Origin of the sequence: Nocardia sp. NPDC058518 (assembly GCF_042719655.1) — a bacterium.
GTDB lineage: Bacteria > Actinomycetota > Actinomycetes > Mycobacteriales > Mycobacteriaceae > Nocardia.
In genome coordinates this window covers 113034-139025 of the sequence record NZ_JBHXNJ010000020.1, presented here as the reverse complement: position 1 = coordinate 139025, position 25992 = coordinate 113034, and the positions used below count along the sequence as shown (strand labels likewise).

Genomic DNA, 25992 nt, shown 5'->3' with positions numbered 1-25992 from the left:
CACCCAACCAAACCACCCGGCGCCCCCCCCCAAACACTCGCTCCCGGGCCCCCCCCCCCCCCCCCGCCCCCCGCGCCCCCCCCCCCCCCCCCCCCTTTCCGGTCAGAACCGGTCGGCGGTCGCGTCCTCGTCGCGTTCGTCCTCGTGGACGGCGCCGATGACATCGGGCGTGGATTCGCCCAGCGGGCCGGTGAGATCGTCGTTGCCGGTGCGGCTCTGGTAGGGCTGCACGGTACGACCGTGTTCTTCCTCGTTGTTGCCACGGCCCGCGCCCGCTCCCGCGCCGCCGCCCATCATGCCGGAGGTACCGCCGGTGCTCGCGGCCGTGGTGGTACCCGAGCCCATCAGACCGGTGGTCATCGCACGGCCCGATGCGGGAACCCCCGCACCGGGTACGGCCGCCGTGGTCTTCGGCGTGCCCGTGCTCGGTGTGCCGCCGGTACTGCCACCCGCGCCACCGCGCGCGGTGCCGAGCGCGCCGAGCGAAGCGCCCGACCCGCCGCCACTGCCACCGGAGCCACCGGTGCCGAGACTCGACGGTGTCGTCGAGCCGGGAGTGGTGGTGCCCGCGGTGGTGCTCGCCGCGGTGGTGGAGGAATCGCCGCCGGTGAGGGCTTCCTCGGCCTGGGTGAGCAGCGGTTCGCCGATGTTCTCCGAGGCCGCGGCCAGGACTTCATCGGGCGAGGGCAGGCCGCTCTGGCTGGCGAGCTGCCCGACGACACCGCTGAGTTCGCCGGTGTACCCCATCAACTGCCCACGGGTGACGTTGACGACCGACACCGCTTCACCGAGATGCGTGGTGGCCAAGCCGATCAGAGTGGCCTGGGTCGGCGGCAGCATGATCGTCGGCGCGAGCGCGGTGGCCTGGGCCGCGAAGGTAGTGGCGATCGTGGTGAGCTGAGCATTACCGGTCTGGACGACGGCAGCCGCCTGCTGGGTGAGCGCGGAGATGTCGATGCCGCGCTGGCTGGTGTCCTGACCCTGGGTCTGAGCCTGCTGGCTGGCGGTGGTCGCCGCGTCGGCGGCCTCACCTTCCCACAACTGCTGGACGGTCTTCACCCCGCCTTGGGCCAGGCTCATCGCCTGTTCGATGACCGCGGAGGAGCTGCTCAGGATCGCGGTGGGGTCCAGCGAGCTGAAGACACCGGTGCCGAAGCTGCTGAGCAGGTCGAGGAACGGCTGGAACAGGGTGTCGATGCCGGGCAGCGCGGGCAGCGACAGTCCGCTCATCAGCGCGGCGACCGGATCTTCGGTCAGCGTCGTCGCGGCGGCGGACGTGCTCGCGCCGGAGGTGCTCGCGGCACCGGTGCCCGACGTGCCGGTGAGCGCGGCCTTGGCCTGGTCGTACGCGGTCAGCGCGGCAGCCGACGCGGGCGCCGCGACCTGAGCGACGGTGCCCTGCAAGCCGCTGAGCGCGGAGGAGGCATCGTCGGAGACGCCGGACAGGATGTCCTGGGGTTGGATGCCGGTGCCGAGGCCACCGAGCCCACCGAGCCCGGCCGGCGACATGCTGCCGTTCTGGGCTTCGTCGGTGATCTTCTGTGCGAGCGTGAAGACCGCTTCCTCGGTCTCGGCAGCGTCCTCGGGTACCTGCACCAGCGGCACGTCCAGGATCGCCTGCGAGTCGAGGGGTGCCGCACCCATCACCGACGCGGTCGCGGCATCGGCGGCGGCCATAGCGGCGTCGGGAGCGATGACGCCCGCGTCCGAACTCAGCGGCTTCACAGGCCGGCAGCCTGACGCGCGAGCTGGGCGGCGTTGTCGATATCGGTCGTCTCGAAGGTCACCGTCGACTTGAAGGCCGCGTCGGAGAGTGAGCTGAACTTGGCCGACAGGTCGTTGATGTCCTTGGCCTGCAACGCTTGTGCGGCCGCGAACATCGCGAGGTAGTCGGCGCCGATGAGGCCGAACACCGGCGTCGCCGCCGACACGCTGGCAACCAAGTCGATATTGCCCGCCGCGGCGACCTGTCCCGCCACCCCGCCATTGGTCGCCGCGAACGCCGCGACTCCTTCGGTTTGCACCGAGAGATCGGTCATGCGAAATCCCCCCAACTCGTCGTGAAAAGTCTGCACTACAGAAGCGAGCGACGGACGCGAAACTCCCGACGCGACCACCCAACTGCGATTGGCGCCAAATATAGCCGAACTCCCCGGCAGTTTTCGAGTCGTGCCACCTTCGATCCGCGTGATCCACTATCAAAACTAGAACATGTTCTATATCCTCGGGCTCATGAAGGTCGCAGTGACCGGCGCAGCCGGCTACCTCGGTACCAACTTGATCCCTCTGCTCGTCGAGCGCGGCCACGAGGTCGTCGCGATCGACCGCGCGGCCCCGACTACCGCCGATCCGGCCGTGACCTGGGTCGACGGCGATGTGCTCGACCCGGCGTCGATGCGTGCGGCGCTGGCGGGCACCGAGGTGGTGTACCACCTCGTCGCGCTGATCACCCTCGCCGAACGCAACGATCTGGCGTGGCGGGTGAACACCGAAGGCGTGCGCGTCACCGCCGAGGCGGCGCTGGAATCGGGTGTGCGCCGGTTCGTGCACACCAGTTCCATCCACGCCTTCGATCAGTATCGCGCGGGCGGACACATCGACGAAACCTCCAGCCGCTCCGACGATCCCGGCCTGCCGGTGTACGACCGGTCGAAGTGGTCCGGCGAACTGGCCTTGCGCCCGGTGATCGAGCGCGGGCTCGACGCGGTGATCGTGAATCCGACCGGCGTCTACGGCCCGGTCGATCACCCCGAGCGACTGTCCCGGCTGAACTCCATCGCCGCCCAGGCGATGCGCGGCCAGATTCCGGTGATGATCGGCGGCGGCTTCGACCTGGTCGACGTGCGCGACGTCGCCCTGGGCCTGATCCTCGCGGGCGAGAAGGGCCGCACCGGCGAGAACTACCTGCTCGGCGGCGAGATGACCACGATGATCGACTTCTGCCGGATGGCGGCGGCGCGCACCGGCGCCAAGGGTCCACGCTTCGCCGTCCCCGCGAAGGCACTCGGCGCGCTGCTGCCGGTACTCGAGCCGATCAGCAGGCGCCTCGGCTCCGACGTCCTGTCCAAGGCCGCACTCGGCGCGCTCATCTCGGCGCCGATCGTCGATCACGGCAAGGCCGAACGCGAACTCGGCTACCGCCCGCGCCCGACCGCGGAAACCGTCGCCGATCTGGTCGACTTCCTGCGCGCTCCGCGCACCGCCTGACCCCGTGCACCCCTACGCCGCCGCTTCGCCGATGATGTTCGCCGTCGCCTGCTGCCCCGCGGCGTTGGGGTGCACCGGTGTCGCGTTGAGCTGACCCGGCACCGGCGGCTCGACCCACCGGGTCGCGAGATCACGGCAGGCGTCGTGCCCGATGCCGGGGGTGTAGATGTCGACATAGGTCGCACCGTTGGCTTCGGCCTGTCGCCGCAACGCGGCGTTGAGTTCCTGTTCGACACCCCGCGCGTAGGCGATATCGCCGGTGCTGAGCGGGATCTGGGGATAGCAGCGGCCCGATTCCGGCAGCACCGCCGGATATCCGACGACGTACACGCGCGCGTTCGGGGCGAGCGTCCCGATGCGCGCGATGGCGGCACCCATCGCGGGCTCGTTGTCCGCGATGTCGTCGCTGAACCGCGAGCCCCAGGCGTCGCGACACGGTGTGCCGACATCGGCGGCATTACCGAGATTGAGCGCGACACATGACATGACCATCGTCTGGAACAGATTGTCGTCGTTGCCGCCGATCTGATAGGTGACGACCCGGGTCCGCGGCGACAGCGCGTCGAATTGCGGTGGCTGGTCGGGATATTGGGCGGTGGTCATGTGCACGGTGGCTGCCGAGGCACAGCTGACATCGGTGAGCTCCCACCCCGTCGCCGCGGCCAGCCGATGCGGATAGTTCGACACCGATCGGGTGCACAGGGGCGGGCTGCCCGGCACCGGCTCGAGCAGCCCCGGCGCGGCGGTATAGGAATCCCCGAGCGCGACATAGGACATTCCGGGTGCCGCCGCGGCGGCACCCGGAAACAGCAGGCCGACGACGAGTTGGGCGACGACCGCGACGAGCAACGGCCTGATCATCGAACACTTCTCAACTAGATACCGACATCACCGATCTTCGGGCCGAATGGCCCGCCATCAGCCATTTTACCCGCGCCGCGCTCGAATGTGTCCGTCCGAGACCTGCCCACTCGACGGGGGCGCCGAGTCGCGCTTGACAACATAGTCGAACACATGTTCGACTCGTTGGGTGCGGTGGCAAGCCCAGACCCTAGACGCCGATGACGGCGCGTTACCAGGCCTCACCAGGGCCGGGCTGGTCCGCACGGTCCGCACCCCCGAGTTCGACGGCATCACCTTCCACGAGGTGCTGTGCAAGAGCGCGCTGAACAAGATGCCCGAGAGCTCCGCGCTGCCCTTCCGCTGGACGATCAACCCGATGCGCGGCTGCTCACACGCCTGCCGCTACTGCTTCGCGCGTGGCAGCCACGAATATCTCGGCCTCGACGCGGGCGAGGATTTCGATTCCGAGATCGTGGTGAAAACAAATATCGCCGCGGTCCTGCGCCGCGAACTCACGCGGCGTTCCTGGCAGCGCGAGGCGGTGGCGCTCGGCACCAACACCGACCCGTATCAACGTGCCGAGGGCCGATACCGCTTGATGCCCGGCATCATCACCGCCCTCGCCGATTCGGGCACCCCCTTCTCCATCCTCACCAAGGGCCCCCTGCTGCGCCGCGATCTCCCGCTGCTCACCGAGGCGGCCCGGCGAGTCGAGGTGAGTGTGGCGGTATCGGTCGCCATCCTCGATCCCGACCTGCACCACAGCCTCGAACCGGGCACGCCCGAACCCCGCGCCCGGCTCGACCTGGTCCGCGCACTGGCCGACGCCGGCTTCACCGTCCACGTCATGGCCGCGCCGATCATCCCCTGCCTCACCGACAGCCGGGCCCACCTCGAGGCCCTGTTCGCGGCGATCGCCGACGCGGGCGCGGCCAGCGCCGTGGCCTTCCCGATGCACCTGCGCGGCCCCACCCGGGACTGGTTCCTCACCTGGCTCGGCACCGAGCACCCCGCCCTCATCCGCCGCTACCGTCAGCTCTACGCCCGCGGCGGCACCGTCACTCCCCTCTACCGCGACTGGCTACGCGACCGGGTGAACCCCCTTCTCACCCACCACGGCCTGCGCCGAACCCAAGGCCCCACAACCCCACTCGGTCCCCCACTCACTCCGCAGGACACGCAACTCGCGCTGTTCGGCTGACCACCCGGATTCGACCACGACTGCCAGGATCAGCCGAGTGCGGCGACCTCGGAATCGGTGAGGACTACCGGCGAGACACTGTCCTTGCTACGGACCGCCCGCACGGCGCGATACAGCGGGCGTTCGTCGAGACCCGCGTCGCGGGCCTCGGCGCGCAACTGCCCCACCAGCACTTCCGAGATCGCGATGGCGGCGACGAGTTCGCTGGCGGCGAGCGCGTCGGCGAGCTTGCGCAGGCCGAGTAGGTGCAGTTCGCGGCCGCTGCCCACGTCGGTGTACATCGCCAGTGGCACCAGTTGGGTGTCGCCGCCCGCGGTTACTCGCAGGACGATGCGGCTGAGCCGTGCCGGGTACACCAGCAGGTGCACGCCGGTGGCGTCGGCGAGGTCGAGAGTGTGTTCGCCGAACAGCCGGTGTGCGCGGATCACGGTGCCGCTCAACCACATTCGCCGACGCTGGAACGCGAAGACGTAGCCGATGGTCGGGACCGCGACGACCAGCCCGATCAGAATCGCGTACGGCCAGCTCAGCCATACCGCCGACAGCAACCCCGCCCCGACACCGACGCCGAACGCGGCCAGCGCGAGCCTGCGCAACATCGGCGCGAACACCTCGGGCGCCACCAGGTCGATACCGACCGGTTCCGTCGCCGACGACTGCCCGGACTGCCCGTCCACGATTGCCTCTCCACCCCCACCGGCCCGCCCGGCGTGAGGCGCGGTCAGATTACCGCGCCTCACCGGCCTGAGCAGCCGAGCGGATTCAGCGACCGAGTTCCTCGCGCAGGACCGCGACGACGCCGTCGAGCGGGACGGACCGCTGCTCGCCCGTGGTCATCTCCTTGACGCCGATCGTGTTCTCGGCGAGGTCACGATCACCGAGCACGAGGGTGTATTTCGCCCCCGAACGGTCGGCGCCCTTCATCGCGCCCTTCATCCCACGTCCGCCGTAGGCCAGGTCGACGCTGATGTCGGCCGCGCGCAGCTCGCCGGCCAGCGTGACCAGCTTCGCCTTGGCGGCGTCACCGAGCGCGACGCCGTAGACCTGGCAGCGCGCCGGATCGGCCGCCGACTTGCCCTCGGCCGCGAGCGCCAGCACGGTCCGGTCGACACCGATGCCGAAACCGATGCCGGAGAGCGGCTGTCCGCCGAGTTCGGCCATCAATCCGTCGTAGCGCCCACCACCACCGATGCCCGACTGCGCGCCGAGCTGGTCGTGCACGAATTCGAACGTGGTCTTGGTGTAGTAGTCGAGGCCGCGCACCATGCGCGGGTTCACCACATACGGCACCCCGAGCGCGTCGAGGTGGGCGAGCACCTGCTCGAAGTGGGCCTTCGCCGACTCCGAGAGGTGGTCGATCATCAGCGGCGCGTTCGCGGTCAGCTCGCGGACTTCGGGACGCTTGTCGTCGAGCACGCGCAGCGGGTTGATCAGCGCGCGACGCTGGGTTTCCTCGTCGAGGGGCAGCCCGAGCAGGAACTCTTGCAGCAGTTCGCGGTACTGCGGACGACACGTCTCGTCGCCGAGCGAGGTGATCTCGAGACGGAAACCGTCCAGACCCAGCGAGCGGAATCCGGCGTCGGCGATCGCGATGACCTCGCCGTCCAGCGCCGGATCGTCGATGCCGATGGCTTCGATGCCCACCTGCTGCAGCTGACGGTAGCGACCGGCCTGCGGACGCTCGTACCGGAAGAACGGACCGGCGTAGCAAAGCTTCACCGGCAGCTGACCGCTCTTGTCCAGACCGTGCTGGATCACCGCGCGCATCACGCCCGCGGTGCCTTCGGGGCGCAGGGTGAAGCTCTCACCGTTGCGGTCGGCGAAGGTCCACATCTCCTTGCTGACCACGTCGGTCGACTCGCCCACACCCCGTGCGAACAGGGCGGTCTGTTCGAATACCGGCAGCTCGACATGCCCGTACCCCGCGAGTCGGGCGGCGTGGATCAAGCCGTCGCGCACGGCGACGAACTCGGCCGAACCGGGCGGCAGGTAGTCGGGGACCCCCTTCGGGGCGGTGAAGCTGCTGGTCTTGGTCACGATAGTCCAGTTTTCCCCACGGGCGCCCCCCGCGTCCAACCGGTTACCCTCTAGACGAACCTGACGACACGGGAGGAACGCGGTAGTGCCGAGTAACGAACAGCGACGGGCGGCGGCCAAGCGCAAGCTGGAGCGCCAGCTGGCACGACGGGCCGAGCAGGAGAAGAAGCGCAAGCGCTTGACGATCGCGGGCTCGGTACTGGGTGTGATAGTCGTCGCGGCCGCCGCGACGGGCGTGTATTTCCTCACCAGGGGTGACGACAGCGAGACGGCGAACGCCGAGTCGTCCTCGGCGGTGCCGACGACCCAGTTCGTCAACACTCCGCTCGACATCCCCGGCCCGCCGCCCCCCGCGGCCAAGCCGGCGACCGTCGACTGCAGCTACCCGGTGGGCCAGGAGCCCCCCGCGAAGCCCGTCACCGCGCCCGCCACGACCTCGGTCGCCACCGACGGTCCCGCGGTCAAGGTCGCGATCGACTCCACGCAGGGCCCGATCGGATTGTCGCTCAACAGCGCGCAGGCACCGTGCACGGTCAACTCGCTGGTGAGCCTGGCCCAGCAGGGCTACTTCGACAAGACCAGCTGCCACCGCATCGTGGCCACGCCGGGCTTCGGCATCCTGCAGTGCGGTGACCCGACGGCCACCGGTAAGGGCGGACCCGGCTACAGCTTCGACAACGAGTACCCGACCGACCTGTTCGCCGCCGACGACCCGGCGCTGCAGCAGCCGGTGAACTACAAGCGCGGCCTGGTCGCCATGGCCAACGCGGGCACCTCACCGGAGGGCAAGGGCACCAACGGAAGTCAGTTCTTCCTGGTCTTCGGCGACACCCAGCTGCCGCCGAACTACACCATCTTCGGCACGATCGACGAAGCCGGACTCGCCACCCTGGACAAGGTCGCGGGCGGCGGCGTCAAGGGTGGCGCCGAAGACGGTGGGCCTGCCATCCCGATCTCGTTCAACACTGTCAAGGTGGGCTGACACCGCTTTCTGGGCGACACAACGGACCGGACACGCTCGCGTGTCCGGTCCGTTTCCGGTTTTCAGGCTCCGACGTGCGAAGAAGATCATCAGAGGCTAGGCAACCCTACGATTCATTCGGCTCGCGTCGCGCCCACCCGCATTTTCTCCGCTGCCACCGGCCCCGCCGGACATCGCACCGTGTCGTTCGCGCGGTAGGCTCAGATGTCCACTTCCACAGCAGCATCGGGGAGCAGTCATGGCGGAACTCGACGACATCGGCAGCGAAACGGCGTCCATGATGCGCACCATGCTGCAGATGGCCATCTTGGTGGCGGTCAAGTCGCGTGAACACGGCCAGAAAGACGCCGAGTCACGCGCGAAGGCGATCGAGGCCAAGATGAAGGAAGCGCGGGAGCTGCAGATCCGCGAGGCCCGCGATCTCAAGGCCAAGGATCCGCGCAATATCGAACTCGTGCAGATGATGTCGGTGGGTTCGCGCACGGTGGAATCACGCGGTGTGGAATCACGCAGTGTGGAATCGCGCGGCATCAGCCTCAACAAGGAGTCGGGTTCCCCCTTCGCGGCGAGCGCCGCCGGGCCCGCGAGCACCGCCGGACAGGCCGTGAGCTACGACTCCACCGAGCGGCGCGCGGCGATCGCGGCACATCTGCAACGGGCAGGTGTCGCCCCCGAATTGAGCCAGGTGCGCATGCTGGTCGAGATGGGCCACGGGATTTCGCCCGAGGAAGCGATCCGGCTGCGCGACGCGGGAACGCGGAACATGCCGGCGCGGGCACGTGGGCTCGAACGCGGCATCGAACGCGGGATCGAACGCGGACGCTGATCTCGGCGGCGCCGGGGTGCGGCCCCGCCGAGATCGTGGCTCAGGCGCCGGGGGCAGCGCCCTTGTCCCACAGCCCGTTATCCGGCTCGGTCCACTGAGCCATGTCCGGCTTCTCCACCGGCAACGAGGTGAGCATCTCCTTGTGCCCGTTGCGGACGCTGCAGTACTTGAACGGCCCGCGCGGGTCGAACAGCTTGATCATGTGAGGATCGGCGTGTTCGAGGAACCACACGCTGATACCGGGGCCACCTTTCATCCGGTAGTGCTCCCACGCCTGCCAAAGCGCATCCAGGCGCACGGCGGCCTCGGGATGGCGCCACCACTCCGGGCACCACACCGTATCGCTGATGTCGGTGACCTGACGACGGTAGAGCTGGCTCAGGTATTCGCGGACGAACTCGCTCACCCCGGCGTAGACACGCTCCTGCCGGTCGGCATCCGAAAAATCGTTGCTCACAGCGGCTTGACCTCCTCGACTTCACCGATCTCTTCCGGCGGAATGGATTTCGCTAGCGATGGCGATCCGAACAGATCGTCCATCCGGGTCTTGCGAGTCGGGTCGTTCTGTTCGATCGACTTCTTGACCGCTTCGGAGTACTCCGATTCCCACCACGGCACCGTCCGCACCAGCACGGCCGGCTGACCGGAGGTGAACACGACCGCGCGTCCGCGCGGTAGCGTCGCCAGGCCCTGCGGGGTGAAGGTCACCGAGGAACTGAGCGAGCGCGAGTAGCTCTTGCTGTTGCCCGACTGCGACATCGACGACGAGATCGAGTCGTACTCGCCGATCGCCTCGGATCGATCGCGCAGGAAGGCCATGTCGTCGACACCGCTGCCGAGCACCTTGATATTGGCCGCGGACCACAGCGCGCTCATTCCGGCCTCGCCCCAACAGCGCGCACCCTGCGCCCAGGACTGCAGCACGGTCATCACCACGATGCCGCGCGACCCGAAGTGGCTGTACTGCTTGGGCAGATCCTTCCAGCGCACCACGTTGGCCGCCTCGTCGAGCACCGCGAGCAGCGGGATCGGCAACCGCCCACCGGACGAGCGGGAAGCCTTGCGCATGGCCACATCGATGACGGCCTCGGTGAGCGCGCTGACCAGCGGTGCCGCCGATCCCCGCCCCTCGAGCGACAGGCAGTACAGCGTGCCGTTGCGCTCGATGAACTCCAACTCGTCGAACTGCGGACGAACACCGTCGGCCGGTGTGATCCACGGATGCACGTTCGACAGCTGCAAGCAGCGGATCATCTTCTTGGCGGTACCGAAAATGCCGCTCCTGGTGCGTTCGTCAGCGTTGTACTGCATGGCAAGGCCGGACGCGGTGAAGTGGTGTTCGGCGCCACGAAGGTGCTGGATCGCCTCGGTGTTCTGCGGATTCGTCACCCATTCCCACACCTGGGTGATCGGTTTGCCCGCGATCGCGGCGGCGAGGAAGAACGCGGCGAGCAGGTCCTCGGCCTCGGGATCGAAGAAGTTGTCGCCGTCGTCGGCGCTGCCGCCGGTCTCGGCGTCGGCGAAGTGACCGGCCAATCGCGCCGCCCGCATTTCGCAGCCTTCGGTGCGGAAGTTGACCCAGGCCAGCGGATCCCAGAACCAGGTCGGTCGTTCACCGGCGACGCCCTGCGGGTCGAACACGAACGTGCGGCTGCCCTTGTCCTCGCGCACGTCGCGCGTCGCGTCGACGACGTCACGTTTGTTCGATGTCGCCAGCACGGGGCCGATCGCGGACAGGATCGCCGGAATCACCCGCGAGGTCGACTTGCCCTGTCGAGGCCCCCAGATATCGAGGTGGAGGTCTTCGTAGGAGCCGTAGAGCGGGGTGCCGTCGGCGACAGCGATGCCGATCGGTACCCCTGGCGCGTCGCCGGTCCCCAGCCGCACGCCGAGATCCTTCGCCTTCTCCCGGACGCCTGCCTCGGTGATCGACCCGATCGCACTGCCACTACCCATGTAGTCGGCCTTGTCGTCGATTGCCAACCGCCCCGCGACCGCCCGCTTCTTCAACCGCTTGCGGATCACCACATACGCGATGGCCGACGCGATCACCAACAGCACGATCACCGTCGACGCGCGCGGCCAGTGCAGCTTGCCCCGCGCCAGATCGGCGACCACCGCGATCGGATTGACCGGAATGTTCTGCGGCACAACCGCCAGCGCGTTGCCCAGGTGCAGGGCGGCGGCGAGGGTGAACAGCGCCGCGAAGCCGAACACGATCATGATCAGCGTCGTGTCGGGTCCGACCGCGGCCGGATCCGTCACCTTCTTCTTCGCCACGGGTGCCTCCTTGTGTGGACGTGGTTGGTGGTCAGCGGAACGCGTCGAGGCGCCAGCCTTGCGGCGTCTGCACCACGGTCGCGATGACCGTGCTCGGCGGTAGGGCTTCGGTGCGTCCGTTCGGGTAGACGACCGTTTGTTCGATGCCGATCTTGTACTGCGCCACCGTGGGATCGGCGCTCGCGGGCGCGGGCTCCCCCGAGGCGAAGGTGAACGCCTCCACGTGCGCTTTCGCCTTCGCCCAGTCGGCCCACTGCAGCGACGGTTTCGGCGTTTCGGTGGCGCCGATCGAGCTGTCCAGCATACGTATCATGCTGGGCCCCAGCCATTCTCGCGCGCGCTGCAGCGACGATCCCGGTTGCTCGGTCGCGGGGTTCCAGGTGTAGACCTCGCGCAGGGCCACGACCGCGACCCCGTCGGGCGTGGTCGGGTCGACCGCGGCTTCGAGCAGGCGGGTGGTGGGGGTGGTCTCGGGACGCGTCGGCTCGGCGTCGCCACCACAGGCGGGCACCGCGAGCAGGACCACCACGAGCATCACCGCCCCGGTTGTGCGGATTCGTGTTCTCTCCCACCAGGTTATCGCTGGTCGCGCGCTCACAACACCCTCCTCGCCCGTGCGTCGCCGGGTACCGCCACCTCGGCGACACCGCCGCCACCGCGGTTGCTCGTCGGCGGTACCGCCTGGATCAGCTGACCGTTGCCCGCGTAGATCCCGACCTGTGTCGGCCCCTGCCGTCCGAAACCGCTGAACACCAGATCACCGGCCGCTGCCTTCGCGATCGGTACCTCCCGCCCGGCCTCCCATTGCTGTTCGGCGGTGCGCGGCAACGAGACCGCGCCCGAGGACGCGGCGAACACCGCCGCGGCCGTCAGTCCGGGCCCGTCGAAACCGCCACCGCTCGGCCCCTGCACGCCGCCACCACCCCACACGTACGGTGTGCCGAGCCAGTCGTGGGCGGCCTCGACGATCTGTTCGCCGTCACTGCCCTGCCCGGGGGTGAATCGGCCTTGCGCGCCGGGCGCCCGGTACTGCGGTTCCATCGACAAGATGTTGGTGACGTAGGGCCTGGTCTCGGAATAGTGCGCCGCATACTGATTGGGCATGCCACCGGACGCCAGCACCGCGCCCTCACCGGCGTTGTATCCGGCCAGGGTGAGTGCGGTCAGATCGCCGGAGACGCGCCCCGCGGCCAGCCACCCGGCGATCTTGTGGGCGATCGAGCACATGTAGCGGGCTTGTCCGATGATCGCGTCACCGTCGTCCCACACGCTGGCGGAACCGTTGCCGTCGGCATCGATGACGTAGGGCTGACCGTCGTCGGGATTGATACTCGCCGCCGTGCCCGGCAGGAACTGGGCCAAGCCCTGGGCACCCGCGGGCGAGGTGAGCCCGCGCCGGAATCCCGACTCCTGCTTGGCCTGGGCGGCCAGCAGCGACGACGAGATCTCCGGGCACACGGTCCCCGCGCGGCGATACCAGATCTCGAGTTCGGCGGGCACCTTCCCGTCGGCCAGTGCCCCACCGGCGCTACCGAATCCGCGCACGCAGTTCGGATCGCTCGAAAATGCCCGCGCACCACCGACATCCGGAGTCGGTGCGCCGTCGAGCCACGGCATCGGATCGATCTGACGGCCACCGGTGAACCGGCCACCGGGCACGATCTCGAAATGCAGGTGCGGGCCACTGGATTCACCCGCCGAACCGACCATCCCGATCGGCTGACCCGCGGTCACCGTCTGACCGCTGCGCACCTTGACGCCCGCGTCCCACATGTGGCCGTAGACCGCGGAGTAGGCGCGGCCGTTGGTGTCGACCGAATCCACGACGATCCAGTTGCCGAAACCCGAAGCGGGACCGGCGGCGACGACGCGGCCATCCGACACCGAGTAGATCGTGGTCCCGTCGGTCGCGGCCATGTCGATGCCCTTGTGGTCGCCGCCGCGCGAACCGAACACGTCGGAGACGGTAAAGGTGCCGATCTCCAGCGGCAGCGTGCGCCGCAGCGGACCGACGCCGGCCGCCAGCACCGGCGTGGCGGTGACCGCCGGATTCGAGGTCGGTGCGGCGGCACTGGTCGCGCCCGCGCGATGGTCACCGCCGAGCTGGGGCAGGGTGGGCACCGACGATCCGTCCAGCACATCGCCGGTCTCGCAGGTCTCATCCGAGGACGGCAGCACGATCACCAGCACCAGCGCCACCAACCCGATGACCGAGCCGAACGCCGTCATCATGATCGTGCGGACGTTCACCGGCCGCCTCCCCGCGTTCCGCGCCGGGCGCCGACTTCAGCAACGCCGGTCGCGGTGGCGTTCATGTGCGGCGCCGGGACTCGTTGAGCGTGTCGGCGAGCGTGCGGTTCATCTCCGCGGCGGCGGCCAGCTGTTGTTGCAGCAGCGCCACTTTGCGGCGTAGCGCGGTGGCGTCCATCCGGTCCAGGCTCGGATCCTGGGTCGCGCGAACCCAGTTACGCACCGAATTGGCGTGCACGCCGATCTGTTCGGCGACCATCCGGCACGCCTCGGATTCGCTGCGCAACTTGTCGGTCAGCGCGACCACCTGGGCGACGGCGGCATTGCGGACCTCCGGCGAGACCCGGCGATAGGACCGGTGCGGCATCATTGCTCACTCCCGTTCGAGTAGTCCGGCAGCGTTGATGACGCCTGCCCTCGAGGGCCTGCGTGGTTACGCTCCGCTGCCGCCTCCGGCCCGCCGTGGGCAGGCGTACCACGTGGGTTGTCGCCGAACTCGCTGAAGCGCTGGTTCGTGTCGTGGATTCCGCTTTCTCGCTCCGACACCGTGAATTCCATGTGGAACGGGATACCGGGCCTGCGATCCTCGCCGACCTTCAGCAGGAACTTTCCGGTACCGGGCGGTGAGGGCCGCTGCTGGCCGGGCTTGAGCGCCTCACCGGTGAGTGCCTGCGGCGCCGACCAACTGGTCACCATCTCCTGCTCGGCCGAGGTGAACGGTACCGTGGAGTCGAGCCTGCTGATCTCCTCGGCGGGCAACGCGCCGAAGATCTTCGCGCGCGCGCGTTCCAGGAAGCCGATGGCCTTGGCGATCGCGGCGTCCGAGCCGAGCGCCTGCAGGTCCTTGATGGTGTGGCTGATCATGATCAGCGCGGTGGCGAGGCCACGCTGCAGGCGGGTCAGTTCGTCGACGCGGTCGACCATGAAGTCACCGAGACCGAGCACCTGCCACAGCTCGTCCATCACCACCTGGAAGTAGCGCTGCGGCCCGAGGTCGGCGTCGGCCAGCACGTGCGCGGCCTCGACGGAGGCGAAACCGTCGGCCCAGCAGGCCAGCATGACCGCGGCCTTGAGCTTCTTGTCGCCGCTGGGGATGTGCGAGACGTCGATGCACACCGCGACGGCGCTGGTGTCGATGGGAACGCTGGTCTGGCCGTTGAAGATCGCGCCGAACGGGCCCTGGGTGAGCGCGCGCAGCGATCGGCGCAGGTTCTTGATCGCGTTCTGGTACTCATCGGCGTTGTCGGCGCCCGCGTCGAGCATCATCTCGGCGCCGCCACCGACGATCACCTCGAGCAGGTTCTCCATGATCGGCGGTTTGTCGGGGGTGAAGCCGCCGGGCTGGTAGAGGATGCGCAGCGCGGTGGCGATCAGCGTTTCCTCGAAGTCGGCGACGCGGGCGCCGCGGACCAGTTCCACCAGGCCCGCGATCAGCGTCACCTGCCTGGCCCGCAGGTCCTGCAGCACCTGACGTTGTAGTGCGGGTTTGTCTTCCAGGCGCGGCACGACCGAGCCGAGCACGCCCGCGGCGAGGGGGTTCAGCTTGCCGTGCCCGTAGCCGAGGTCGATCACCTGACCGCCGACGAGCTCGACCATCTTGCGGTAGTCGGGTTTCACGTCGGCCAGGATCAGCGGGGTGATGCCCTGGGCGATGCCGCCGAGCACGATCCGGCGCACCAGCGAGGACTTGCCGAACCCGTTGAGACCGAGCACGAAAAGGCTGGGCGCGGTGATGAAGCTGCCACGCATGAACCAGTTCATCGGATCGAAGCAGACCGGGGCGCCGGTATGCAGATGCGAGCCGAGCGGGGTGCCGATCAGCGGCGCACCGGCACCGACCGACCACGGCCACAGGCCGGCGACCTGGGCGGTGGTGGCCCGATACTCCACCGGGCGGCCGACGACGTTCATCTTGCCGCCGCCCGCGCCCGAGTAACCGCGGTCGGTCAATTCGGCGGTGGTGCGGTCGAATCCGTCTTTGACGACGGCCTCGGTCCGCGCCTGCGCGTTGTTGCGACGCAGGTCGTCGGTGTGGATACGGAAGGTCGCCCAGGCCGCGCGCAGACCCGACTGCTCGCGGGCGATCATCTCGTAGCGGGCGCGGGTGGCGTCGTCGAGCAGCGAGGGGCCCGACTGCGAACGCCGGTCCGGCTTGGTCGATTTCGCGGACCGACCCGAACCCATCGCCCGGTCGGCGGCCTCATCGGGCCGGATCGGGCGAACCGCCTTCGCGGGCCTCGGCTTGCGCTTGGTCAGCTTGGGTTCGGCCTGCTTCGGCCGCCGACGCGGATCGCCCTGGGGGCGTTGGTGTTCCAGACGTGGGCCGTGGTCCTCGTCGCGCAGCCCCCGTTCGGCCCGCGCCCTGGCGGCCCGCTCGGCATCGGGATGCGGACGCCGGGTGCGCCGCTCCCCCGCACCTTCGCGGCCTGCTGCTCGCGATCCGTCACCGCGACCGCGCGTCTCGTCACCACGGGAGCGAAGACGACCGTCCTCGTCCTCCCGCGGTCGGCGCGGTTCCTCGCCACGCGGTCGCGTCGGGCGGCCTCGGTCGGCACGTGGTTCCTCGCGCGACCTGCGCTCGCCCTGCGGACGTTCTTCGGTCGTGCGTGATCCCCGCGCCGAGCGCTCGCGCTCGTCGCGTTCGATGCGCTCGTCGAGGCCGAGCACGTCCTCGCTCACGCGCGGCGCGCTCCCCGCGGGCCGTGGCTCGCGTTCGCCGCGAATGCGCGGCGGCCGGTGGACCGGGCGCAACGCGACGTCGTCGCGATCGCGCACCGGGGGTTCGTAGTCGCGTCCCATGATCGCCTCACCCCGCCAATGCCTTCGGAATGGTTGCGTGTTCGGGCAGGATCACGCCGCAACCGAGAGAGGCCGCGAACGCGGCGGACTGGTAGCGGTAGCAGCGCCGGATCTTGAGCCGGGCCTGCGTGGAAAGGTCACGGGTGATGGCCTCGATCCGGGGCAGGTCACCGCGCAGCGGTTCGGTGATGGTGACCAGCGCGCCGAAGCGGGTGACACCGTGTCCGCGTGCCTGCTCCTCGCGAGCCTGCTGGGTGGCGCCGACTCGCAGCGTCGCCGCCGCCGAGACCACACCGCGTTCGCTCTGCTGCGCGACGAGCGCGTTCTTGAAGTCGTCGTCGACGATCTCCGCGGCATCGGCGGCCGAATGCGGCCGGTAGACGATCGCGATGCGTTTGCGTGGCACTTCGGGATTGGGCGCGAGCAGTCGCTGCAGCACCCGCTCGTCCACCGCGCCCTCGGGCGCCGCGTCCATCTCCCAGGTCACCGAGCGGCCGCCGTCGTGGATCAGGTGATCCCACTTCTCGTCGTAGGACACCGGACCCGCGTCGTCCCAGCCGAGGCCGTGCCCACCGGGATCGGCCGCGGCCACCTCGAGATCGGCCTGTGAGGCCGGGTCGTAGCTGCGGCGGATGAAGGAGATGACCTCCTCCGCCGCCATCGGCTGCGCCCGCACGCCCGCCTCGGCCAGCGCCGCGCAGATACCGGGCAGCCTGCGCCCGATCTCCACCGCTTCCTCGGCCGGGTTCTTGCGCCGCTCTGCGGTGGTCGCCTTGAACGTGATCGCCACCCGCGGCAGCAATTGCACACGCTCCTGCGGCAATTCGGTGGCCAGCTCGTACATCACCTGCTGGGCCAGATCGGGAGCTTCGGGGCGGGTGATCGTGGAAACCTCGTTGAGCAACCGGTTTCCGGTCTCGGGCACCGTGTCGATCACCGGCACCACCGCGACGATATCGCTGGTCTGGCCGACCGAGGCGAGGAAGGTGCCCCAGGCCGCGACCCAGCGATCGATCACCGGCTGGTCCACCGCCTCGTGCCCCTGCGGCCAGGCCCGCAACACCACCGTGTACTGCGCGAACGCGGGCAGATGGATCATCCCGAAGTGATAGCCACCGGCGTCGATGCCCTCGTAGAGCTTCGACGGAGCGAGCAGCCCTGGCAATTTCGTGACACCGCCGGGGATCCGGGAGAACCGGCCGCCTCGGTACACGTGCTCGCCGTTGTTGCGCGAGCGCCTCCAGTTGAACATCATCAGTCCCGTCTCATAGCCCGAGCGGCCCCCCGTCCGCCACACCAAGGGCACCATCACCAGCGCGCCGAGCCCGCCGACGATGAAACCCCATTTGAATCCACCGACCATCGCGCAGACCAGTGCCGTGATCACCACGACGAAACCGATCACGGTCTCTTCCCAGCGCAGGCCGAAAAGGCCGGCACTGCGGGGTTTCTGCCACAGCCCGTACGAGCGGCGCTGATAGGTGTCGGTCGCCGAGGTGGTCATCGCGGAATCGTGCTCCTGCCGAGGTCGGGTGAACGATTCGCCCAGCGGTCACCGGCGACGTCGCCCATCGATTGGTCCGCGCGGCCGGTGGTGTTGGCCGCGGTCCGCGCGGCGGCGACATTGCGCGCACCCGCGGGCACCGCGCCGGAACTGGTCGTCGCGGGTGCGGGAGCACCCGCGCGCGGTGGTGGCATCGGTCGCGGCGCACCGCCACCCCCGCCACCACCGCCGCCGGGCCCACCCGGCCGCGGACCCGCACCGCCACTGCCGAAGTAGCCCGCCGAGCCGGGCGCTGCCACCGGCCGGGAGGCGACGGCCTTGGTACCGATCGCACCGAGTCCCATCGCGGCGACCGCCGTACCACCGGCCACCATCAGACCCGAACCGCCGGTGCCGACCGTGGCGACCGCGGGCGCCACCAGGCGCATCAGCGCGGGCAGCACGAACGCCACGCTGCACAGCAGCACCAGCGCCACCAGCATCCGCTGCGCGTCCTCACCGCTGGGCAACCCGCCGGACTCGGTGGTCTCGTCGACGTGGCCCGCGGTGGTGAACGCGATCATGTACACGATCGCGGCCACCGGTTTGAACAGCATGAACGCGATGATCCAGCCGACCAGCTTCTGATACGACTGCTTGCCGGTCCCGGTCGCCGAGGCGGCCGCGGCCAGCGGCAGCACGCCCGCGGCGACCACCAGCAGACCCTGCCGAACGATGGCGAGCACGATCTGGGCGAGCGCTCCGAGCAGGCCGACGATGGCGATGATCAGCACCAGACCTGGCGAAAAGGCCTGCAACTTGCTGGTTTTCACCATCAACTCGGCCATGTTCTTGGCGTTGCCGCCGGTGGCGTCTTCGATGATCCACTCGGAGAACTTGTCCGAGGCTCGCGTGCCCGCGACGATCACCGCGCCGAGCATCCACGAACTGAACACCACTCTGGCGAACAGGCGGAACGATTCGGCGGCCTCGCTCACGGCCGCCCCGCGTCTGGCCTCGGCCAATCGCCCGCCGGTGATGATCACCGAGGCGATCAACAGCAATATCTGGATCTGATAGGTGTAGTCGTTGATCTTGGTGAACAGTGCCCCCGAGTCGCTCACCGCCTCGTTGGGCACCTTCATCCAGAAGGTCAACGCCAGGATCAGTGCCTCGCCGAGGCCCTTCATCAGCGAGTCGACCACCTTGCCGAAGGTGGAATCCCACGCCTTGTCCTTGACGGCGGTGGCCGCTTCGCCGGGATGGGAGGCGGCATTGCCCGCCTTACACACCGCCGACGCCGCGTCGCCGAGCGAGACTCCGGGGATCGCGACGCTGTCGAGGGTGTCGTGCAATTCGTTGCACGCCTCGTCGAAGCCGTAGGTCTGGCCGTAGGCCACCGTCGGCGTCGCGATCATCACGGTGAAGATCACCGCGAAAATGGTGACGATCCGCCTCAGCATAGTTGGCACCCCTCGATGGTCCGCGCGGAATCGATCCGGGCTGTGCTGTACCTCGATCACCATGTCGTCCACCCCGCCAGCGATTCCACGTATTCGGTCTGGGTATTTGCTGTCGTCGACGGTTTGAGCCGCCAGTCACCGGCGTCCCACACCACGATCATCCGCATGGCGGCGTATAACTGCTTGCCGTCGATCACCGGGCCGCGCGAGGCCAGCCGCACGATCGCCAGGTCCTCGGCGAAGTCGTCGATCTTGAACGCGTCGGAGGCCACGAAGTACCTGGTCACCTTCTCCGGCTGCTGTTTCGGCAGCCGTTGGCCCGAGAGCGCGGAGTCGTAGGCGGCCAATTGCGCTGTACTGACCCGCAATTGCGTCACATACAGGTCGCGATCGGCCGGGCGGGCGTTGAGCCGGTAGGTGATCTGCGCGGCAGCCAGCGCGGCGCCCTGCGGTGTGCGCGCGTACCCGACGGCGAGTCCGTCTTCGATCCGCGACGGCCCGTCGGAGGTGGAGAACGGCACCGACGCGCCGTAGACACGCTGCCAGCCATGCGGTTTCTTGGTGCCCTCCGGCGCGCCGGTCAGCCAATCCGGGTCCGCGGCGGTACGCTGCGTACCCGGTTGCTGGGCCAGCGGCTGGCCCGCCGGGTTGTTCGGAACGTCCACCCGCCTGCCGAGCAGGTCGACCTCGGGCTCGGCGAATCCCGTTCCGCCCGCGGCCTGGGCGGGCGGTGGCGCGAAGTCGGCCTCGCCGTCTCCGTCGCGAGTGAAGTACACGACGGCGCCGACGACCATGATCAGGGCGAGCAGGGCACCGGAGGCGATCATGCCGAAGGACGCGCGGTCGCGCGTGCCCGGCTCCTTCTCGCTCACTGCGGTGCCTCCAATGTCACGATGTCTTGCGGTAATTCGTCGATCGGGTCGACCGGTCGGTCGACCGAGCGCGGATCGGGTAACTGCAGTCGCCAGTCTCCGCCGTACCAGCTGACCGTGGTGTGGTTCACCGCCCGTGACCGGTCGGAGTATTCGGTGTAGACGTCGACTGTCGTTCGCTCGTCACGATATTCGGTAATTTTGTAACCCAACAATTTCGGCGCGTACTCCGCCGTGGCGGGTCCGGTGATCGACAGCTGTACTCGGTTGATCGCCCACTCGTCACGCGCCGGTCCAGGGACGAGTTCGGCGTTCACCACCTGTGCCCACTGACTGTCCGGTGCCACCGACAACCGGATGGTGTGGGTCAGTGCCGCCAGCCCGGCCCCGCGCGGGGAATGCTCGAAACCCGTCGCGGCGCCCTGGCTCACCGTTTTCGGGCCCTGGTCGGTGTGCGGCATGGGGATGCCCTGGTAGTCCTGCCAGCCGATCCCCGTCGGGGCGGCTGTCAGGTCGGGGCCGGTATCGCCACCGCAGCCGACGGCTGCCGCGAGCAATGCGATACCGACCGCGACCGGTCGTGTCACTGTGGAATTCATGCCGGCAGGAAGGCCAGCGCGATCGCGGACGCGGTACTGGCGACCGAGGCACCGATCAGGCTCATCAGGACGCCGTGTGAGGCATCGTTCACCGCCAGGTCGCTGCGGAACGCAATCCACAGCCGACCCGCCGACAGGATCATCCAGGCCAGGCACGACAGCAGGACGAACCAGAGCAGCCAGTTGAGCAACTGCATCATCGGCGCCAACACGTCGGCCGGTATCTGTTTGTAGGCGAGCACGGTGATCACTAACCGATGACCGCACTCATGATCGTGCCGGCGCTGGTCGCGACGACGCCACCGATCATGGCGCCCGCCACCATCTTCGGCGACTCGAGACCACCACCGGTCCAGCGCTCCCACGCGAACTTGCCGCCCGCGTAGGTGATGCCGCAGATGCCCGACAGCAGTACGAACCAGGTGAGGTAGCGCACCAGCTGCAGGATCTTCTCCGAGCCGGGGGGAGCTTCCGGAGTCGGATTACCGACCTGGGCCAGCACGGTGCCGTACGTGTCCTGCACGGCGAGGAGGATCATGCTCATCGGGTGCCTTTCTCCCACAGTAAAGGTGTTGTGCCACAAACACTTCGACGACGACACACGTTTGTACACCACCGACCGGCAACCCGCCCGGCGTTCATGATCGACCCTCGCCCGGCGCGGCCGCGCCGAGACTCGTCCGGATCGCGGCGACCACATCGGTACCGAGGTCACCGATTTCGACCGGCACGTCGTCGAGCGGATCGGGGCGGCGTTTCTTGACCGCCACCTCGTCGCCCGGCGACCACACCGGAAGCGCGTCGGACTCCACCAGAGTCCATTCCTCGAACCACGGCACCTGCCAGACGTGCCCGGCCAGCGAGCCGACCACCTCCCGGTAGCGCCGGATCTCCGGTGCCATCCGGCCGGGGCGCGCGGCGACGGTGATCATGCCGAGTACCAGTGCCGGGCCCGCGAGCCCGGCGTGGTGCTGGCGCAGCAGATCGTGCGCGCGGGTGAGTCCGGAGATGGTTTCCCTGGCGACCAGGACGACGTAGGGAGACTCACGGTCGAAGACACCGGGCCAGCGCCCGCGCGCGTCGGCGGCGGGTGCGAGCACATGCGACAGCGTGGTCGCGCCCGCGCCACCGTGCACCCCGAGCAACCACAGCAGCGGCGCCCGGCCGACCCCGGGCACCGGACGCTCCCAGATCTTGGCGCGCAGCGATTCTGGCGGCGCGACTACACCGGCGGGGGCGTCCGGTTCACGACGACGACGAAGATTCATGGCTGCCGTCATGATGCCACCCCGGCGAGCAAGCTCGCATACGCCGAACGCGTCGCCTCGGCGAGCTCGGCGTGGCGAACGAGTTCCCCGCGCGCGAGATGCGGATCGTAGGGGATCTCGACAACCTCACGCACCCAGCCGGACAGGTGCTCGCGCAAATGCTCCGCTACGCGCGAGTCGTCGTGCGAATACTGGTGCGAGACAACGATGGTGGTGTCGGCGACCACACCGGCGCCGTCGTCGCCGTAGTGGTCGTCGAGCCATTCCAGGGTCACCCGCAGCCGGTTGGCGGCGTCGACGCGGGCCGGAATGGCGAGCACAAGTGCGATATCGGCGTCATCGAGCAGGGGTCGCAGTTGCCGTCCGGCAATCGGGTTGCCGCCGTCGTATACCGCCGTGTACCCACCGGTGTCCAGTGCCCGCGCGACAGTGAGAAATGTCGCGCGGCGGCGCAGCGGGGTCGCATCGCGCCACAGCAGTCCGAAACCGGAGGTGGAGCGCGAAAGGCACTCCTCGAGCGGCGCCGGTTCGTCGTCGCCGCGGCCGTATACCCACGACTGCAGGTTCACCGGGTGCAGGTGTTTGTCGGCGCCGCGCAAGGCGATATCGCTGCCCGCCGCGGTCGCGTCGACCGCCACTGTCGTCGCACCCGCGGTGACCAGTTCCGCGGCCAGGCCGAGCGCCGTCGTTGTCGTGCCCGCACCGCCACAGCCGCCCACCACCAGGATCGGCCTGCGGGTGCCGTCGCGGCGCTCACCGTTGCGGCGCCGCAGCCGCACCACCGGAGCCGGATCACGCGCCAGGTCATCGGACGGGTCCCCTTCGGGTGCCTCGTCGAGCCATCGGCTCCAGTCGTCTGTCATCGCCTCTCCTTACCCTGCCGCGATGCCCGTGATGAGCGTGCGATCGCCGACCAGCGCTGTCCGCACCGATTGCTTGGTGTAGGTGGCCGGTGCGCCCGCCGGCCGGAACTCGGTGACCTCCACCGTGAACCGGTCGGCCGCGACTGTGGTGATCCGCACGCAGTGGGTGGTCCCCACCGGGATGGTGTCGATACCGCGCTGGATCACGGCGGCCGGCGAGACATCGGCGTCGGGAGTGACCACCGCTCTGGCCTGCTCCCCCGATCGGGTCACGTAGTAGGCGTACTGGAAGGCGAGGACGGCGTCGGGGCCCGAGCCGGTGCCGCCCGATTCGGCGCTGCGCAGCACGATCTCGGTGCGTTCGGTCGGGCACGAGCCCGCGGTGTCGGCGGTGAGGTTGCCCGCGGTGAAGTGCAGTGGCGGGGCGGTGTCGCGGGCGGTGTCGCTGTCGCCGCGGCCGAAGAGCAGGAAGAACACACCGGTCGCGGCGAGGACGAGCACGAGGACCGAGACCGCGAGGACCACCCAGGTGCGCTGCCGTTTCCGGTTCGCGCGCAGGGCGCCGGAGGGTTCGAGCACCCTGGCGTTGTCGTAGTCGTCGGCGGCGGCCTCGGGCCAGGGGAATTGGACGAGTTCGGCGTCGTAGTCGTCGTCGGGTCCGGGTGCGTGGTCGGCGACCCAGTCCGACCAGCCGCCGGTGAAGTCGCTGCGACGTCCGGCCAGTTGTGCGGGGGGTGGTGGTACCGGCTCGGGTTCGGGCAGGTAGGGCCGCTTCCCGTACTCGGCCGCGGCGACGTCGACGGATTCAGCTGTCGTGTCATCGAACTCGGCGGCCCGGTGGTCGCCAGTGGTGTTCGGCTGATCGTCGAGGGCGAGGCTGAACGGTTCCGGCCGACGCTCCTCCACCGTGGTCCGCTCCGGTGCCGGCTCGGCGGCCGGGACGGACTCCGCACTCGTCGAATATCGGTCGATGCTGTCGTCGTCGCCTGCCACCGGTTCGGTGGTGTCCGGGCGCGCGGGGGCGCCCGCATCGGTCTCGGGCTCCAGCGCCGAGTACCAGCGCGAAAATTCGTTGTACGACTTCAACATTCCCCCCTTTCCACGGCGCCGGGCACAGTTCGCATCGAAGACCTCTCGGTGATCAGTTCACAGAGAACGGACGGGTGATGGGTGCGGTGGTTACGGGTGTCGCGGCAGGCGGAGTCGTCGCGCCGCCGGATGAGGCGCCATCGGCTCCTGTCCCGAATGGAAATTGTCCCCCACCGGAGGGTTTGGGTGTCGTAGACGCGCCGGTCGGGCTCTGGAATATTCCCAAACCACGCGAGTCGGACCCACCGACCGGTACCGCGCCCTTCCCGGAAACGCCTGCCGCGTCGCGGGCGAGAGCGGCGAACCACGCGCCGACATACTGCGTCGGTGTCGCGCCGTTCGCGCCGACACCCATGCGCGAGTACGCGTCGTGGCGCTGCAACGTGTTCCAGTAGCGCACCCAGGTGGTGACATCGAGGAGTTCGGAGTTGTCGGTGACGTTCTGCTTGACCGCGGTGAACGCCTCGTTGACCAGTCGCACCCCGGTGGTCGGCGGCACGAGTTGTGGGACCGCACCGACCAGTTTCGTCCCGAGCAGCGTCAGCCCGGCCAGTGGATTCGACAGTGTGGCCGTGGCCAATTCGCTGATGCTCGCCGGGCTGATCACCGACTTCACCACGGTGGCGACGGCGTTGAGACCGATCATGCCCACCTTGAGCAGTGCTCGATACGCGGCGTTCACATCGAGCTTGCTGCTCGGGTCCGAGGCGTCGGACAGCCGCTGCGAGATCGACTTCTTCGGCGAGATCGACACATCGCCCACCGTGGCGCCGGAGAGGTCCTCCTCGACCACCGCGGTGGCGGTTTTGATGGAGGTGAACGCCAGCGCCTGCGCGATCGAGGTCAACGAGCCGATCGGGTCGCCGCCGGACAGTTTCGACTGGCTCATGAGGTTGGTGACGGCCCGCACGATCGGCGCGCCCTGCGGCGCGTCGCACGCGAGATCGCCGGTGGCACAAAAGCTTGCGACGCGACCGGTGAGCTTGCCGAAGTTGTCGGCCTGGTCGCTCTGCGGGGCGAGTCCACCTCCGGACGCGATGCCCTGCCGCACCGTACCGATGGCGCTCAGCGCCTCGCCGGAGGTTCCCGGTGCGGCGAGCGGCGACGACCGGTCGGGCGCGCCGGGGAACAGTGGCGCGTTCGCGGCGCGGGTCGGGTCGGCGAACAGGGCGACCGCGGCGACCTTGTCCGCGGACAATGCCCCGGTGCCCGCACCGACCTCCTGGGCGAACAGCGAGGCGACGTGAGCGCCTTGGGAATACCCGACTACCGCGATCCGGGTGTCCGGGCAACGCTGCGTCACCTGGGTCGCCATCGAGCGCAGTCGCTGCAAGCCCCCGGCGACCGATTCCGTGTACGGCACCGCCCCACCCTGTACCGCACCGCCGAAACCCGCCTCGTAGGGCACGTATGCCCGATCGACGAGTCCCGCGTCGGCCGCACCGGCCAGCATCGGGCGGAACACCGTCGACAGCATCCCGGTGTCGGTGCTCGGCGCCGCGTCGGGCGATGACTCGCCCGTGCCCTGGATTCCCAAGGCGTACAGCGCCGGACACGCCGCGATAGATACCTGTGTAGACGGCGTGGTGGGTGTACCGTCTTCCGCGCCGGCCACCCCCGCCGTAACCGACAGCGAAGCGACGGTGAACGCGATCAGCGTCACCGTGAGTCGTGTCGTGCACCGAGCCATATCGATCCGCATCACAGTCCGTTTCGGCTGACCAGTGGAGCGTTGAAACGCACTAAACCGTAACAGATTCCGGGTAACCCAAACGCTGCCCTAAACGGCCCTTTCACTGCCCCCGGCAAACCCGCTGCGGACAGCAACCTTTCGGCGACCCACCGCACAGACAGCGGCCCCGGGGGCCCCGCCGGGGGGGGGGGGGCGCGGCCCCGGGGGGTGACAAAAACACAGCCGCCCGCCCCCAAG

General features: G+C 69.0%; 25 protein-coding genes. 4 read left to right on the top strand and 21 right to left on the bottom strand.

Annotated features, from left to right (window positions below):
- Positions 1-102: 102 nt before the first annotated feature.
- Both ACFWPX_RS28945 and ACFWPX_RS28940 read right to left on the bottom strand, forming a co-directional pair.
- Complete coding sequence (locus ACFWPX_RS28945; protein ID WP_378930697.1) at positions 103-1725, bottom strand: hypothetical protein; 1623 nt, start codon at positions 1723-1725, stop codon at positions 103-105.
- Positions 1722-2039: a type VII secretion target gene (locus ACFWPX_RS28940; protein WP_378913050.1), complete on the bottom strand. Its 318-nt coding sequence runs from the start codon at positions 2037-2039 to the stop codon at positions 1722-1724. The genes ACFWPX_RS28945 and ACFWPX_RS28940 overlap by 4 nt, the downstream gene beginning before the upstream one ends.
- 193 nt (positions 2040-2232) lie before the next feature.
- Between ACFWPX_RS28940 and ACFWPX_RS28935 the strand changes: the two genes are divergently transcribed.
- Complete coding sequence (locus ACFWPX_RS28935) at positions 2233-3207, top strand: NAD-dependent epimerase/dehydratase family protein (RefSeq protein WP_378913051.1); 975 nt, start codon at positions 2233-2235, stop codon at positions 3205-3207.
- A 12-nt stretch (positions 3208-3219) separates the two neighbouring features.
- Here ACFWPX_RS28935 and ACFWPX_RS28930 read toward each other — a convergent pair whose 3' ends face one another.
- Positions 3220-4068, bottom strand: coding sequence for an SGNH/GDSL hydrolase family protein (locus ACFWPX_RS28930; protein WP_378930695.1), 849 nt, complete (start codon positions 4066-4068; stop codon positions 3220-3222).
- A gap of 169 nt (positions 4069-4237) precedes the next feature.
- On the opposite strand from ACFWPX_RS28930, the gene ACFWPX_RS28925 reads away from it, so the two are divergent.
- Positions 4238-5251: an Rv2578c family radical SAM protein gene (locus tag ACFWPX_RS28925; protein WP_378930693.1), complete on the top strand. Its 1014-nt coding sequence runs from the start codon at positions 4238-4240 to the stop codon at positions 5249-5251.
- Positions 5252-5280: 29 nt separating this feature from the next.
- Here ACFWPX_RS28925 and ACFWPX_RS28920 read toward each other — a convergent pair whose 3' ends face one another.
- A complete protein-coding gene (locus tag ACFWPX_RS28920) occupies positions 5281-5928 on the bottom strand; it encodes a hypothetical protein (RefSeq protein ID WP_378930691.1) in 648 nt (215 codons plus the stop codon).
- Positions 5929-6013: 85 nt separating this feature from the next.
- Positions 6014-7288, bottom strand: coding sequence for a histidine--tRNA ligase (hisS, locus tag ACFWPX_RS28915; RefSeq protein ID WP_378930689.1), 1275 nt, complete (start codon positions 7286-7288; stop codon positions 6014-6016).
- A gap of 85 nt (positions 7289-7373) precedes the next feature.
- On the opposite strand from hisS, the gene ACFWPX_RS28910 reads away from it, so the two are divergent.
- Together ACFWPX_RS28910 and ACFWPX_RS28905 are read left to right on the top strand one after the other, a co-directional pair.
- Complete coding sequence (locus tag ACFWPX_RS28910; protein ID WP_378930687.1) at positions 7374-8270, top strand: peptidylprolyl isomerase; 897 nt, start codon at positions 7374-7376, stop codon at positions 8268-8270.
- Positions 8271-8508: 238 nt separating this feature from the next.
- Complete coding sequence (locus ACFWPX_RS28905; protein ID WP_378913058.1) at positions 8509-9096, top strand: hypothetical protein; 588 nt, start codon at positions 8509-8511, stop codon at positions 9094-9096.
- A gap of 40 nt (positions 9097-9136) precedes the next feature.
- Here the strand turns inward: ACFWPX_RS28905 and ACFWPX_RS28900 are convergent, their stop codons facing one another.
- The 16 genes from ACFWPX_RS28900 to ACFWPX_RS28825 form a co-directional block, all read right to left on the bottom strand.
- Positions 9137-9553, bottom strand: a complete 417-nt coding sequence (locus tag ACFWPX_RS28900) for a DUF4913 domain-containing protein (RefSeq protein WP_378913059.1) — start codon at positions 9551-9553, stop codon at positions 9137-9139.
- Positions 9550-11376, bottom strand: coding sequence for a type IV secretory system conjugative DNA transfer family protein (locus ACFWPX_RS28895; RefSeq protein ID WP_378930685.1), 1827 nt, complete (start codon positions 11374-11376; stop codon positions 9550-9552). Before ACFWPX_RS28895 ends, ACFWPX_RS28900 begins: the two co-directional genes overlap by 4 nt.
- Before the next feature lie 31 nt (positions 11377-11407).
- Positions 11408-11974, bottom strand: coding sequence for a hypothetical protein (locus ACFWPX_RS28890; RefSeq protein WP_378913062.1), 567 nt, complete (start codon positions 11972-11974; stop codon positions 11408-11410).
- Positions 11971-13626 carry a peptidoglycan DD-metalloendopeptidase family protein gene (locus tag ACFWPX_RS28885; protein WP_378913063.1) on the bottom strand — a complete coding sequence of 552 codons (1656 nt, stop codon included), beginning with the start codon at positions 13624-13626 and terminating at the stop codon, positions 11971-11973. Before ACFWPX_RS28885 ends, ACFWPX_RS28890 begins: the two co-directional genes overlap by 4 nt.
- Positions 13627-13687: 61 nt before the next feature.
- Positions 13688-13996, bottom strand: coding sequence for a transposase (locus tag ACFWPX_RS28880; RefSeq protein WP_056810706.1), 309 nt, complete (start codon positions 13994-13996; stop codon positions 13688-13690).
- Positions 13993-16425 carry a hypothetical protein gene (locus ACFWPX_RS28875; RefSeq protein ID WP_378930683.1) on the bottom strand — a complete coding sequence of 811 codons (2433 nt, stop codon included), beginning with the start codon at positions 16423-16425 and terminating at the stop codon, positions 13993-13995. Before ACFWPX_RS28875 ends, ACFWPX_RS28880 begins: the two co-directional genes overlap by 4 nt.
- A gap of 7 nt (positions 16426-16432) precedes the next feature.
- The gene (locus ACFWPX_RS28870) at positions 16433-17929 is read right to left on the bottom strand and encodes an SCO6880 family protein (protein ID WP_378913065.1); all 1497 of its coding nucleotides are present in this window, start codon (positions 17927-17929) and stop codon (positions 16433-16435) included.
- The gene (locus ACFWPX_RS28865; RefSeq protein WP_378930723.1) at positions 17926-19371 is read right to left on the bottom strand and encodes a hypothetical protein; all 1446 of its coding nucleotides are present in this window, start codon (positions 19369-19371) and stop codon (positions 17926-17928) included. Before ACFWPX_RS28865 ends, ACFWPX_RS28870 begins: the two co-directional genes overlap by 4 nt.
- A 56-nt stretch (positions 19372-19427) precedes the next feature.
- Positions 19428-20243 carry a hypothetical protein gene (locus tag ACFWPX_RS28860; protein ID WP_378913067.1) on the bottom strand — a complete coding sequence of 272 codons (816 nt, stop codon included), beginning with the start codon at positions 20241-20243 and terminating at the stop codon, positions 19428-19430.
- Positions 20240-20842: a hypothetical protein gene (locus ACFWPX_RS28855; protein ID WP_378930681.1), complete on the bottom strand. Its 603-nt coding sequence runs from the start codon at positions 20840-20842 to the stop codon at positions 20240-20242. Before ACFWPX_RS28855 ends, ACFWPX_RS28860 begins: the two co-directional genes overlap by 4 nt.
- Entirely contained in the window at positions 20839-21093 is a 255-nt protein-coding gene (locus tag ACFWPX_RS28850; RefSeq protein WP_056810720.1) for a hypothetical protein, read from the bottom strand. The genes ACFWPX_RS28855 and ACFWPX_RS28850 overlap by 4 nt, the downstream gene beginning before the upstream one ends.
- Positions 21093-21386, bottom strand: a complete 294-nt coding sequence (locus tag ACFWPX_RS28845; RefSeq protein WP_378913069.1) for a hypothetical protein — start codon at positions 21384-21386, stop codon at positions 21093-21095. The genes ACFWPX_RS28850 and ACFWPX_RS28845 overlap by 1 nt, the downstream gene beginning before the upstream one ends.
- Positions 21387-21480: 94 nt before the next feature.
- Positions 21481-22122, bottom strand: coding sequence for a hypothetical protein (locus tag ACFWPX_RS28840; protein WP_378913070.1), 642 nt, complete (start codon positions 22120-22122; stop codon positions 21481-21483).
- Entirely contained in the window at positions 22119-22973 is an 855-nt protein-coding gene (locus ACFWPX_RS28835) for a hypothetical protein (protein WP_101467046.1), read from the bottom strand. Before ACFWPX_RS28835 ends, ACFWPX_RS28840 begins: the two co-directional genes overlap by 4 nt.
- Before the next feature lie 9 nt (positions 22974-22982).
- Entirely contained in the window at positions 22983-24059 is a 1077-nt protein-coding gene (locus ACFWPX_RS28830; protein ID WP_378930679.1) for a hypothetical protein, read from the bottom strand.
- A 55-nt stretch (positions 24060-24114) separates the two neighbouring features.
- Entirely contained in the window at positions 24115-25725 is a 1611-nt protein-coding gene (locus ACFWPX_RS28825) for a cutinase family protein (protein ID WP_378930677.1), read from the bottom strand.
- Positions 25726-25992 lie beyond the last annotated feature (267 nt).